At 41.6% G+C, this 13115-nt stretch carries 11 protein-coding genes; 3 read left to right on the top strand and 8 right to left on the bottom strand.

All coding sequences use genetic code 11. The annotated features are described in order from the left end of the window. Positions 1-31: 31 nt before the first annotated feature. From A6749_RS22795 to A6749_RS22760, 8 genes are all read right to left on the bottom strand, one after another. Complete coding sequence (locus A6749_RS22795) at positions 32-784, bottom strand: Cof-type HAD-IIB family hydrolase (protein ID WP_269085709.1); 753 nt, start codon at positions 782-784, stop codon at positions 32-34. 143 nt (positions 785-927) lie between these two features. Next, a complete protein-coding gene (locus A6749_RS22790; protein WP_066397264.1) occupies positions 928-2643 on the bottom strand; it encodes an ABC transporter ATP-binding protein in 1716 nt (571 codons plus the stop codon). Between the two features lie 139 nt (positions 2644-2782). Further along, on the bottom strand, positions 2783-3484 hold the full coding sequence (pssA, locus tag A6749_RS22785) for a CDP-diacylglycerol--serine O-phosphatidyltransferase (RefSeq protein ID WP_084797938.1): 702 nt from the start codon (positions 3482-3484) through the stop codon (positions 2783-2785). A 20-nt stretch (positions 3485-3504) separates the two neighbouring features. Beyond that, positions 3505-4173 (bottom strand): phosphatase PAP2 family protein, encoded by a 669-nt coding sequence (locus A6749_RS22780; protein ID WP_066397261.1) that lies wholly within the window; start codon positions 4171-4173, stop codon positions 3505-3507. A 120-nt stretch (positions 4174-4293) separates the two neighbouring features. Then, positions 4294-4980, bottom strand: a complete 687-nt coding sequence (locus tag A6749_RS22775; protein ID WP_174842922.1) for a response regulator transcription factor — start codon at positions 4978-4980, stop codon at positions 4294-4296. Beyond that, positions 4952-6436 carry a sensor histidine kinase gene (locus A6749_RS22770; RefSeq protein ID WP_066397258.1) on the bottom strand — a complete coding sequence of 495 codons (1485 nt, stop codon included), beginning with the start codon at positions 6434-6436 and terminating at the stop codon, positions 4952-4954. The genes A6749_RS22775 and A6749_RS22770 overlap by 29 nt, the downstream gene beginning before the upstream one ends. 158 nt (positions 6437-6594) lie before the next feature. Further along, complete coding sequence (locus A6749_RS22765) at positions 6595-7380, bottom strand: TerC family protein (RefSeq protein ID WP_066397255.1); 786 nt, start codon at positions 7378-7380, stop codon at positions 6595-6597. A 276-nt stretch (positions 7381-7656) separates the two neighbouring features. After that, entirely contained in the window at positions 7657-9198 is a 1542-nt protein-coding gene (locus tag A6749_RS22760) for a carboxypeptidase M32 (RefSeq protein ID WP_066397238.1), read from the bottom strand. A gap of 237 nt (positions 9199-9435) precedes the next feature. Between A6749_RS22760 and A6749_RS22750 the strand changes: the two genes are divergently transcribed. Genes A6749_RS22750 through A6749_RS22740 form a run of 3 tightly spaced genes read left to right on the top strand, consistent with a single transcriptional unit; the run spans position 9436 to position 13099 of the window. Continuing rightward, entirely contained in the window at positions 9436-11781 is a 2346-nt protein-coding gene (locus tag A6749_RS22750) for a xanthine dehydrogenase family protein molybdopterin-binding subunit (RefSeq protein ID WP_066397228.1), read from the top strand. After that, on the top strand, positions 11778-12614 hold the full coding sequence (locus A6749_RS22745; protein WP_066397223.1) for an FAD binding domain-containing protein: 837 nt from the start codon (positions 11778-11780) through the stop codon (positions 12612-12614). Before A6749_RS22750 ends, A6749_RS22745 begins: the two co-directional genes overlap by 4 nt. Then, positions 12611-13099, top strand: a complete 489-nt coding sequence (locus A6749_RS22740; protein ID WP_066397220.1) for a (2Fe-2S)-binding protein — start codon at positions 12611-12613, stop codon at positions 13097-13099. Before A6749_RS22745 ends, A6749_RS22740 begins: the two co-directional genes overlap by 4 nt. Positions 13100-13115 lie beyond the last annotated feature (16 nt).

The following is a 13115-nucleotide window of genomic DNA, read 5'->3' as shown; positions in this document are numbered from 1 at the left end:
CAAATTGAAGGAATAATGTCCTAAAAAATTTCTATGCTTCTGTTAATACCCATTTTCGGATGGCTTTTGCAACACCATCATCTTCATTTGAAGAGGTAATCCAATCCGCCTCTTTCTTTAAAGTCTCCTGGGCATTGCCCATGGCAACACCTATTCCAGCTTCTTTAATCATCACCATATCATTTAAACTATCACCGACGGCCATGACATTTTTCAACTCAATTCCAAGCCGGCCGCAAACCAATTCAAGTCCTCTTGCCTTATTAATCCCGCGGCAATTTACTTCTATATTATCGGGTGCCGAGTTGCTAATTTCAAATTCATTCTTTTCTTTAAGTTTGTTGTAAATAGTCTCTCTAATTCCAACATCAGCAATATTAAATCCGAATTTCATCCATTCTGCTTCATATAGGTCCTTCGGCATGTCGTTACGCCAAGTCTCTTCCGTATTGATCGCCCAAAAGGCTGTTTGATATTGCTGCGCAAGTCCCCACATCCATTCGATATACTCCGGCTTCATCACTGTTCTTTTAACTAAATTCCGGCTTTCATCCCATATTTCACTCCCGTTTACCGTTACCAAATAGGAATCCAGCCCTAAGGCATCGGCATGTCCATGACAATTCTTATATGACCTGCCAGTGCTAAGCACCACCTTGACACCCTTTTCCCGCGCTTCCTTGATTGCCAGGCGGGTCTCCTCAGTTATTTCATGATTATTCGTTAAAAGAGTACCATCCATATCTAATGCGATGAGCTTAATTTCAACCTGATTGTCAGCCACTGTGCCTGCTCCCCCTTTAGATTTAACTTTTATAAGAGTACCATGTTTCATTGCGGGAAACAAAGGTGTTGGCTTTTTTAGTTTACATAATATTTTTATAGAAAAACCTGTATGATATATTTATAGAGGTTTTTCTATAATTTTTATTGCTGAAATTGTACGGCGTGGAGCTTGGCAAATACGCCCCCTTGTTCAATTAATTCATCATGCCGTCCCTCTTCGGCGATTCCATCCTCCGTAACGACGATAATCCTGTCTACATTACGGATCGTTGCCAAACGATGGGCAATGATCAAAGTTGTTCGATTTTGTGCCAGCTCATTTAATGCCTTTTGAATGACCATTTCTGTTTCGGTATCAAGCGCTGAGGTTGCTTCGTCTAAAATTAGGATCGGCGGGTTTTTTAGAAACATTCTGGCAATCGCCAGCCGTTGTTTTTGCCCGCCGGAAAGCTTTAATCCCCTTTCGCCAATTTGTGTTTCATATCCCTCCGGCAGTGAGGCGATTAATTTTTCTAAATGTGCCTTGCGAGCAGCTTCTGCTACTTCTTCAAAGGTAGCATCCTGCTTACCATACGCTATATTTTCCCTGATGGTCCCAGTGAACAAGAAGACATCCTGCTGGACAATGCCAATTTGCGAGCGCAGCGATTTTTTGGTCATATTGCGGATGTCAATTCCATCAATGGAAATAACCCCTTCATTGACGTCATAAAATCGTGGAATCAAGGAACAAATTGTCGTTTTGCCCGCACCAGACGGACCAACAAAGGCAACCGTTTCACCAGCGCGGATGGATAAGTCGATATTTTCGAATACAGTTTTTTGTTGATCATAACGGAAAGACACATTACAGAAACTGATATTTCCATTAAGTGAAGCAACTTCGACCGCATTTGACGTATCCATTACTTCTGGCTCTGAGTCAAGCAGTTCAATAAATCGTTTAAAGCCGGCCATTCCTTTTGGATATAATTCCATAATGGCGCTTATTTTATCAATTGGCTTGAAGAGAACATTCACATAAAGCACAAAGCCGACAAGTTCGCCGTAGGAAAGCTGCCCGGTGAAACTTAACCACGCACCGTATACTAAAACGATGATGGTAATCAGCCGGGTCATCATGTAAATACCTGATAAACTGAAGGACATGACACGGTAGCCGCCAAGCTTTGAGGCACGATACCGCTGATTGTTTTTCTTGAATCTAGCAATCTCAAATTCTTCATTGGTAAAAGACTGGACAACGCGGCTTCCGGAAACACTGTCCTCTACTCGTGCATTCACGTCAGCAATGCTGGAGTACATTTGCCCCCATGCCTTATTCATTTTTAAATTGCAGATGACCACTAAAACGATCAAAAGCGGAAGGATTAAAATTGTTGCCAGCGCCAGCTTTACATTGATGGTGAACATAATCCAAAACGCACCGATAAAGGTCATGATGGCAATAAAGACATCCTCTGGACCGTGATGTGCAAGTTCCCCAAGGTCAAAGAGATCATTGGTAATTCTGCTCATAATATGTCCTGTCTTCATATTGTCGAAAAAGCGGAACGATTGCTTCTGGACATGTTCAAATAGATCCTGCCTCATGTCGGTTTCGATATTAATTCCGAGCTTATGTCCCCAATAATTGACGATAAACTGCAAAAAGGTACTCAGTAAATAGAGCAAGAAAAGAGCAAGACTCACCGATACAATCGCCTGCCAATTTTCCCCAGGCAGAAGATCATCAATAAACCACTGCACCGCCAGCGGAAAAGCCAATTCCAAAATAGCAACAACCACCGCACTGCTGAAATCTAAAACAAACAGCTTTCTATGCGGTTTATAATAAGAAAAAAAACGCCGAATCATAAAAGTACCCCTTAAATAAAAATTAGCAATACTAGGATTATATGAAAATTATACGTACTATTTCAAGTATTTTGAAAAAGGTGTCAGGCACCATGTAAAAAATTCACATGGTGCCTGACACCTAACTGAAACCCAACTTTTATTTTGGATTGTTTTTCCTTTTTGTTCTAACCAGCTGGTAGCCGATGAAGGCTATGTACAACGGGATGGCGACGTAGATGAAGTAGGGGAAGCGATGGTGTTCTTTTTTGAATACAATGTATATGGCATATCCTAGAAAGATGGTAATGAGTATGCCGTATTTAGGCAGCGGTACTTCTTTTAGACTTGGAATTTTCACAGTACTGACCATTAAGATACAAATAATAAAAAATGCAATAGGAAGAATAATACTAGGCATTTTGCCGTGAAAAAAAGTTAAAAAGGTTAAAATTCCACCGCCGGCTGTTATGGGAACACCGGTAAAATATTTCAGCGATGACTTTACGGCGTTAATATTGAACCTTGCCAAGCGGTAGGCGCCAAAAAGCGGAAAGAGGCCTGCAATGGCCATCCCTAAAACACCAAACGCTGAAAAATAAGCATAGTACGCCATCATTGCGGGAGCAACCCCGAAGGTAACAATATCGGCAAGCGAGTCCAGCTCTTTTCCAAAATCACTTTGCACCCGCAGCATCCTGGCAATCCGTCCGTCCATACTGTCGAGCATCATCCCAATTAAGATGAGAATCGCCGCATTCTTGTAATCCCCCACCGCCGAATACATAACTGACAAAAATCCAAAAAATAAATTAAAAAGGGTAAATAAATTCGGAATACTGTTCCTAATAATATGTATCACTCCTGTTTAAAACGGTTTTTCTATCTATTTCTCAACAACTTATTATGTTTATTATACCTTCTTTCTTTATAATATTGGAAAAAGAATATGGCCATTGACACCCATACACTGCTGGCCAGATAACCGCCAACAATATCACTAGGATAATGTACCCCCAGATAGATCCGGCTTATTCCTATTGCCAAAATCATCATAATGCTAAACAAAATTAAAATACTTCTGCCGGCCCTATTGGTAATATGACGCCATAATAAGAACGAAATCATTACATAGACAGTAAACGCACTCATTGCATGACCGCTTGGAAAACTATAACCGCTTACCTCGATTAATCGATGAAAATCAGGACGAACACGATGAAAAAAATGTTTCAATAACACATTGATAATGGCAGTCCCTGCAATTGCCATAACAAACAGAATTAATTCTAGACGATGCTTAAGTACTTTATAAAGGAAAAAGATAAGAAACACACTAAGAATGATAACAAATTTTGTGGAACCAATAAAGGTAAAAATTTTCATCACCGTCGTTAATCCAGGTGATTCCATTCCCTGGACGACAGATATGATTGTCCGGTCAAAACCGATAATTTGCTGGTCGCTTATTAGCGTCGAAATGAAAGCGAAACCAGCGACGCAAATTACACTAATAACAAAGGCTATGATAAGATACATTCTTAATTTCATGGATAATACCTCACACTCTAAACTGAAAGCTTATTATTTGAAAAAAATTTTTATTTCATACAAAACAATGAAATAAGGCTGTCTTGTTTGATCAGCCTGCATTCCATCCTCATATACAATTTACCCTTTAAATCGATATCCTGCACCCCAAACGGTTTCGATATACTGGGGATTAGACGGATCAATTTCAATTTTTTCCCTAATTTTCCGAATATGAACCGTTACCGTCGAAATATCGCCAAATGAATCAAAGCCCCACAGCCGCTCGAATAATTGCTCTTTACTAAACACATGGTCCGGATGTAAGGCTAAAAAGGTTAATACATCAAATTCCTTTGCTGTAAAAACAACTTCATGGTTATTTACGTATACACGCCTTGCCACCTGATCAATCCGCAGGCCGCGGATCATTATCGTCCCAGATTGATTTTCCTTGCCAATCAGCCTTTGATAGCGGGCTATATGTGCTTTTACCCTGGCCACAAGCTCGCTTGGACTAAACGGCTTGACAATATAGTCATCCGCCCCTAAACCAAGTCCACGGATTTTATCAATGTCTTCTTTTTTGGCGGACACCATGAGAATAGGGATATCTTTTTCGCTTCGAATCGCCTTACAGATTTGAAAGCCGTCTATCCCTGGCAGCATAAGATCCAACAAGACGAGATCAACCTCTTCGGCTAAGGCTTTTGTTAATCCAGCATCTCCTGTCAAAGCAATCTCAACAGAAAACCCTTCGATCTCCAAATAGTCCCTTTCAAGCTCGGCAATGCTTTTATCATCCTCTATGATCAATATCCGTTTCATGATGCTCACCTGCTTTTTTTAAAGTAAAAAGAATTGTTGTTCCCTGCCCAAGCTTGCTTTCAGCCCAAATGGCGCCGTGATGTTCCTCAATAATTCGATTGGCAATCGACAAACCGAGACCGCTCCCGCCAATGGCTGTTCCTCTTGCTTGATCGGCACGATAGAAACGTTCAAAGATTAGGGGCAGATTTTGAGGTGAAATCCCTGGGCCATTATCACTCATTTTAAATAGGATATTCCTTCCTTGAGAGGACAACCGAAAAGATAATATTTTACGCTCTTTATCAATATATTTCAAGGAATTTTCTACCACATTGGTAATGACCCGCTTCAAATGCTCCCTATCAGCAACAATGCAATAATCCTCTGATTTGTCAATATCCATGTTAACCACCACATTCTTCCCCTCTACCTCGAAGCGGAGCTCCTCGACAAAGTCCTCTAAATAGTGGTCAAATCGAATCTCCTCAAAATGAAACGGCAGCCGCTGCAAATCCAGTTTAGAATAGAGAAATAATTCATCAATCATTTTATCGAGTTCAATCGACTTTGAATAAATGGTTTGAATATAGCGCTCTTGCTTTTCAGGGCTATTTGCCACACCATCGCGGATTCCCTCAATATAACCTTTGATGGTGGTAATCGGTGTTTTTAAATCATGGGAAATATTAGCAACCAATTCCTTCCGATTATCCTCATAGGCAATTAATTTCTCAATCGACTCCTTTAACCTAATTCGCATTTCCTCAAATCCTTGAGCTAGGTGGCCCAATTCATCCTTGGACTTTACTGTTATCGGTACCGCCAAGTTTCCGTCTCTCATATGTTTTGCTGCTTTCTGCAATTCCCGGACCGGAAGAATGATACTTTTTGAGACAAAATAAGTTAACAGACCGTTGGTAACAATAAGTATTAAAATTAAACCAACGAATAAGATTGGGAAGGATGAACGGACAAAAGTGGCTAATCTGTTAGCATTTGTGACAACAAACAATGACCCTTCTGCATCATCCGGAAAATAGAAATCCATTTTTTTTATCGACACAAATTGTTCATCGATTTGTTCAAGCGGCTCAGCATCACCGTATAAGCCAAACACTGGGAGATCCCTCGTGTCCAATCCTTTTAATTTCGGTGACAGGTAAATTATTTGATTCCCTTTTCTGACTGCAAGAGCCGTATCACCTGTATGATTTAATTGGTTATCGATTTTCTTTAAATTGTTTTGGTCTAACAGACGTTCAGGTTGCTTTAATGCTACCTTGTGTATATTGATATATAGTTGATCTTTTTCTGATAGGTGTTTGTGATGCTCAGGCGGTAAATAGATGTTTCGCAGTTCATTTATATCCCCTCTAAACAGCAATGCCACTAGAAGTGCGCTAATAACAACAAAAAGAATCGGCACCAAAACCATTGCCAGATAGGATAAAATCAGCCTTAAACGAATAGACATCTATTCCACCGCTTTCACATCTAAAAATATTTTTCAATAATCTTATCGTAACCCAATGTAAAAATTATTGCACACTTCTATGGAACATAAACTAAGAATACATTCACATACTAAACGAACCATTAATGAATGATTAATAATTTCTTAAATCTTGGAGTTTAGGAAGAGACATTTGAAGCTCTTTTCTCCGTCTGGTCCTTTGAGAAAAACCAGCCTGCTGCCGCAATCCCAACAAGCACAAGATAGAAGGTTACCTTCCACTCAGTTGAATGGGCAAATGCCTCACTCAGAATCGCTAGTTCAGGGTGAGATAGTGTATAGACCGCAAGCTTTACACCAACCCAGCCGACAATGGTGAACGCGGCAATTTCCAAGCCTGGTCGTTTTTCCAGCAGCTTCACGAATAGATTAGCGGCAAAACGCATGATGACTAATCCAATTACCCCCCCAGCAAAAATCACTAAAAATTTGCCGCCATCAAGACCGCCGATATTCGGCAGCGGAGTGTTAGGAAGAACAACGGCCATTGCAACAGCGGCAAGAATCGAATCAACCGCAAACGCAATATCCGCAATTTCAACCTTTAAAACGGTCATCCAAAAACCGCTCTCTTTCTTGGACTCTTTCTCTTTCGAAGCCTTTTCAGCTGCCTTCCCTTTAACAACTTTGCGAAAAATATGATTCCCCGCCATGAATAGTAAATAAACCGCGCCAATCGCCTGGACCTGCCATACATCAACAAGAAATGAAATTGCAAACAACGAGGCAAAGCGGAACACGAATGCCCCGGCTAATCCGTAAAATAATGCCTTTTTTCGCTGCTCTTCAGGGAGCGGCTTCACCATGATAGCCAGAACGAGTGCATTATCGGCAGCCAAAAGCCCTTCTAATGCAACCAGAATTAGTAAAACCCATCCATACTCCAAAATTAAAGATAAATCCATTCATACATCCCCCTCAGGTCTAATTTTTCTAAAATATTTCCTATCACAATGAAAAAAGGCCTTTACTTGTACAGTAAAGGCCCAAAAACGTAAAAAAGACCTTTACTGTAAAAAGTAAAGGTCTTGCTAACAACGTACGTGTTGCCAATAAAGCCGGAGAAAATATTTCTCGAGAATGACGACTTTATTGTAGCAGCTACTCCCCTTTAAAAGGAAATATTTTATTACTATAAATATATTATAAATTTGCTTTACTGTCAATAGTTCCTTTCATTTCTATTTTTCTTCCAATCCATAAACCTCTGAATATTTCTTCTCTAAATACTCGACAAGATAATCAGCGTTTAATTCTTCCCCGGTAACCCTGACAATTAATTCATTTGGCGTGTAAAGCTTACCGTATTGATGGATTTTTTCCTTTAACCATCCATGAATCACATCAAAGCGGCCGTTTTCAATATGCGACTTAAATTCAGGCAGATCTTTTTCAATCGTGCGTAAAATTTGGGCAGCGTAAAGATTTCCTAAAGAATACGATGGAAAATAACCGATCCCGCCAAATGACCAGTGTACATCCTGCAACACGCCCACGGTATCTGTCGAAGGAGTAATTCCAAGATAATCCTGCATTTTTCGGTTCCAAATCTCCGGGAGATCCCTTGCTTCAATCTCACCGGCAATTAACCCCTTCTCAATCTCATAGCGAAGCATAATGTGTAAATTATACGTTAATTCATCTGCTTCCACCCGAATGAAGGATGGGCTGACGGAATTCACGGCACGGTAAAATTCATCCAGCGAAACATTGGCTAATTGCGCCGGGAAATGCTCCTGTAATCTTGGATAAAAATAGGTCCAAAACTCTTTGCTGCGGCCGACCATATTTTCCAAAAAACGTGATTGCGACTCGTGAATCCCAAAGGAGGTCCCGCTTTGCAAAACCGATTCCTCAAATTCAGGATTAATCTGCTGCTCATAAATTCCATGTCCAGCTTCATGAATCGTACCAAAAAGGGCAGATCGCACATTGTTTTCTAAGTAGCGAGTAGTCAGCCGAACATCCCCGATATTAACCGACTGCGCAAAGGGGTGTACGGTTTCATCCAGCCTGCCAGCCTCCAGATCAAAGCCAATCAGCGGCAGAATTAGTCGATTAAATTCCTTTTGTTTGTCAATGGGGAAGGACTGCTCAAAAATTTCGTGTCTCGTCGGCTTTCCCTGCTGCTGAATCCGGTTTAACAGGTTGACGCTCGATTCTCTCAGCTTGGCAAACAACGGATCAAGTATTTCCACCGTTAATCCCGGTTCAAATTCATCTAATAAAGCATCATATGGATGATTCTCATATCCATAAATCTCGGCAAATTTCCGCTTATATTCAACAATTTTTTCAAGATAGGGAAGGAACTTGGCAAAATCATTTCCATCTCTCGCCTCTTCCCAAACATCATTAGCCTGCCCAGTAATAATAGCGTATTCTTGGAATAAATCGGCTGGGATACTCTTTGATTTTTGATAAAATGTTTTGTATTCTCTTACCTTTGCCTTTGTAACTACGTCTAAAACACTCTCATTCTCCTGTTCAGAAAGCGTTTCCAATAAACTCCCCATTTCCTCTGAAACGGAAAGCTTAAATACTTCTGTTTTTAATGAACCAGCTGCTTTGGCAAACACATTTCTTCCTTTTTTCGGCGCCATCACCTTTTGGTCCCAGTCAGCCAAGCCAATGAGGCTCGAATAATGCGTAATCTTTTCATCCAATACCCGGAATTTTTCTAAAGCTTCCTGTAAAGGTGGTTTCTTCTCTGTATATTCCATTGTTAGCCCCCCATTCATCCTAAAGAATGTAAATAAACAACGTTTACATCCTTATCCATTATAAAATAAAAATTCTAATGATGGGGAAAATTTTGAATGCAAACTTATGATTTGAGTGCCCGGTGCGACCCAAAAAATATTATTCTTTGCATAAAAACCCCTATTACTTGGAAAAATTAAGCAGAAAGAAATAAAGATAGTAATAATATCATTTTCTCCCAGGAGGGGATTTTTCATATGATAGAAAATCCGTGGTTCTCGGTCGGACATCCTGAACAACGAATTGACGCGGTTGAAAAAGCGGCTGGCACCGTACGTTATACAGCGGATTACAATGTTCCCGGATTGCTGTATGCTAAGCTTGCCACGAGCACTCAAGCCCACGCTAGAATCAAATCGATTGATATAGAAGAGGCCTGGAAGGTCCAAGGTGTCCGGGCCATTGTGACGGGAAAAATGTTCCCGTTTCATATTGGACCGATTTTAGCCGACCGTCCCCCGCTGGCGTTTGAAAAAGTACGTTATTACGGTGAGCCGCTGGCCATTGTTGTTGCTGACCAAGAACATGTGGCAAAGCTTGCCGCAGGACTGATAAAAGTAGAATATGAACCCCTTCCGGTCGTGAACTCAGTCCGTGAGGCATTTCAATCAGATGCCCCGTTAATCCATGAAAATTCCGGACAATATATAAAAATCATCAGTAATGTTTATCCAGTACAAGGGACCAATATAGGCAGTCATATTAAAATTCGTAAAGGCGATTTTATCACGGCTTGGGAAAATTGCGACTATAAGATTAAAGAAACGTATTCATTTAATTTATCTGATCATGTGGCTTTGGAACCACGATGTACGCGAGTAGAAATTAACCCGGCCGGAAAGGTGGTCGTTCACTCCACCACCCAATCGCCATTCACGATTAAAAAGGTATTAAACCAATTTTTTAATATCGATGTCGGAAATATTATCGTTCATGTCCCATTGATTGGCGGAGCGTTTGGCGGAAAAGGTACCGTTCAGCTTGAACCGCTTGCCTATTTGGCATCGAAGGCTGTCGGTGGAAAAATGGTGAAATTGGAATATGACCGTGAGGAAGATCTTATTACAGCTCCGGGACATATCGGCCTTGAAGCAACCATTGCCTTGGGCACTAATAAATCTGGGAAACTAATCGCCGCACAATATACTTACTTAATCGATTCAGGTGCCTACACCGATCAAGCGGCGGGGATTACACGTGCAATGGCCCTGGATTGTACGGGTCCATACGATATTGCAAATGTCTGGTGTGATTCCTACTGCATGTATACGAATCATCCGTATGCCACCTCCTTCCGCGGTTACGCCCATCCCGAACTGACTTTTGCGGTCGAGCGGACGATGGATCAGCTCGCGAAAATGATCAATTTAGATCCCGTTGAGCTGAGAAAAATCAATGCGATTAAGCCTGGGAACAGTTCACCAACAAGGACGCTGCTTAATGCCAATAATATCGGGGACGTGGGTCAATGTATTAACAGGGCCAAGGAGTTAATCAGGTGGGATGACGGAGCCCGCCAAGAAACGGCAGATGGAAAAATTAAATCAAAGGGCATCAGTACTTTTTGGAAAACATCGACCACAGCAACCAATGCCCAGTCAGGTGCTGTCTTAAAGTTTGAAGCAGACGGCAGCGTCAATGTGGACTGTGCGGCTATTGAATTAGGGCAAGGTACGAAAACAATTCTTGCACAAATGGTCGCGGAACGATTGAAAATGGATATAAACAAGGTTCATGTGACGATGGAGGTGAATACTCAAACCGCCCCCCATCAATGGCGGACGGTTGCCAGCAGCACGACTTTTTTAGCCGGCAGAGCGGTAATGAATGCTGCCGATGACGCGATTTCCCAATTAAAGCGAACAGCCTCCATTGCCCTTCAATGTTCTATGGAGGATTTGGAGGTTGGCGGCGGACGGGTTTATCTAAAGCCCAGTCCTGAGTACGGGGTAAAAATCGAAGAGATAGCGCTTGGCTATAAATACCCGAACGGTCATGCAGTCGAAGGACAAGTTGTCGGTCACGGCAGATATATTCAACGTCATCTCACCCCAATGGATAAAGATACCGGGTTCGGTAAACCAGGACCATGGTGGTCGGTCGGGACTCAGGCTGTTGAAGTTGAATGGAATCCGAAAGATTGCACGTATAAAATTTTGAAAGCCGTTACTGTCCTTGATGGCGGAAAAATCATTAATCCGATGACCGCAGCCCAGCAAATGCGCGGCGGGATGTACCTAGGCTTGAGCTTCGCCAGCCAGGAAGCGTTCCTATTTGATTCCAATGGAACAGTATTAAATCCGCAGCTTAGGACGTATCAAATCATGAGGTTTGGCGAACAGCCAGCGGACTACATTGTTGATTTTATTCAATCTCCGGCAGCCGATGGTCCATACGGCGCAAGGGGGATTGGTGAATACGGAGTAATTGGAATGGCCGGAGCACTCGCAAATGCCCTGTCACGAGCGGCAGAAGTGGAGTTAAATCATCTGCCCCTTATTCCTGAACTAATTTGGAAGACGCGGAAGGAGATGCAAAAATGATTCCATTTGAATTTGAATATTACGGGCCGGATAGCATCTCAGAAGCGGTGCAAACATATGAGACATTGACGAAACATACAAAAAAGGTCTTGTTGTATAGCGGCGGAACGGAATTTATCACCTTTTCGAGGATGAATCAGCTTTATGCAGATGCTGTTATTGACCTTAAAGCTATTCCGGAATGTAACGTACTGGAACTGCAAGGCGAACAATTAATGATTGGATCGGCTGTTTCCTTAAATAAAATTACGGAATCTAATTTGTTCCCATTATTAGGACAGACGATCAAAAAAATCGCTGACCATACATCCAGAAATAAAATTACGATTGGCGGAAATCTTCATAGCCGGCTCATTTACCGTGAAGCTGTATTACCGCTTTTGATTGCAGAGGCAGAGATTAAATTGGCAGGAAACGAAGGTGTAGTAACTGTTCCTTTAAAGGATGTATTTAATCAAGAGCTAAAAATCCCTGAAGGTCAATTTTTAGTGCAAATTATTGTGCCTAAAGCTTATACCGAACTGCCATTTGCCAGCCTAAAAAAAACAAAAATGTCCAAGGTTGGCTATCCAATCGTCTCCATAGCAGCCTTAATCAAGGACAAGCAAATTAAAGCGGCACTAAGCGGTGTTTGTGATTTCCCTTTTCGTTCGCATGAATTAGAGGCGGCGCTGAACGATTCATCGTTATCGGTGAAGGAAAGAATTAATAAAGCGATGACGCTTTTACCTGCACCAATTATTGAAGATATCCAGGCATCGCGTGATTACCGTGAATTTGTCTTTAAAAATACCTTACAAGAAACAATCGAAGCACTGGAGGCCAAATCATGATTTCCAACGGTACATCAAAAACAGTAATAAAGCTTCATGTAAATGGAGAGACCAAAGACGTGATGATTCGTTCGGGGGATACCTTATTGCAAACGTTACGTGTTCAGCTTGGATTAACAGGAGCAAAGAGTGCTTGTCAAAACGGAGATTGCGGGGCTTGTACTGTTTTAGTAAACGGGGAGCCGATGCACTCGTGCCTTTCTCTTTCAATTGAAACGGTCGGCCAGCCAGTTACCACCATTGAAGGACTAAACAATTCAACCGTGAAACAGATGTTTGTGGACAAATGGGCGATTCAATGCGGGTTTTGTACTCCCGGTTTTATCTTAAACTGCCACGCCTTGGCTAATAAACATCCAAACGCTGATGATTCGACGATCGAGGAATGGATGCAGTCCAATCTTTGCCGCTGTACCGGTTATCATGAAATTAAAGAAGCTGTTAAAGCCGTGCTGCAAAATCAAGAGAATGGTTTTGTTTCATAAAAAAACCTCCAGCTTG

Source organism: Neobacillus mesonae (assembly GCF_001636315.1).
Lineage (GTDB): Bacteria > Bacillota > Bacilli > Bacillales > Cytobacillaceae > Neobacillus > Neobacillus mesonae.
This window is presented reverse-complemented; position numbering and strand designations above follow the sequence as displayed.

What these genes read in the sequence shown, in the direction of transcription:
- A6749_RS22745 (WP_066397223.1), top strand. Translation starts at nt 11,778, where the DNA reads ATGATTCCATTTGAATTTGAATATTACGGGCCGGATAGCATCTCAGAA.
- A6749_RS22765 (WP_066397255.1), bottom strand. Translation starts at nt 7,380, where the DNA reads ATGGATTTATCTTTAATTTTGGAGTATGGATGGGTTTTACTAATTCTG.
- A6749_RS22770 (WP_066397258.1), bottom strand. Translation starts at nt 6,436, where the DNA reads ATGTCTATTCGTTTAAGGCTGATTTTATCCTATCTGGCAATGGTTTTG.
- A6749_RS22760 (WP_066397238.1), bottom strand. Translation starts at nt 9,198, where the DNA reads ATGGAATATACAGAGAAGAAACCACCTTTACAGGAAGCTTTAGAAAAA.
- A6749_RS22740 (WP_066397220.1), top strand. Translation starts at nt 12,611, where the DNA reads ATGATTTCCAACGGTACATCAAAAACAGTAATAAAGCTTCATGTAAAT.
- A6749_RS22780 (WP_066397261.1), bottom strand. Translation starts at nt 4,173, where the DNA reads ATGAAATTAAGAATGTATCTTATCATAGCCTTTGTTATTAGTGTAATT.
- A6749_RS22750 (WP_066397228.1), top strand. Translation starts at nt 9,436, where the DNA reads ATGATAGAAAATCCGTGGTTCTCGGTCGGACATCCTGAACAACGAATT.
- A6749_RS22775 (WP_174842922.1), bottom strand. Translation starts at nt 4,980, where the DNA reads ATGAAACGGATATTGATCATAGAGGATGATAAAAGCATTGCCGAGCTT.
- A6749_RS22790 (WP_066397264.1), bottom strand. Translation starts at nt 2,643, where the DNA reads ATGATTCGGCGTTTTTTTTCTTATTATAAACCGCATAGAAAGCTGTTT.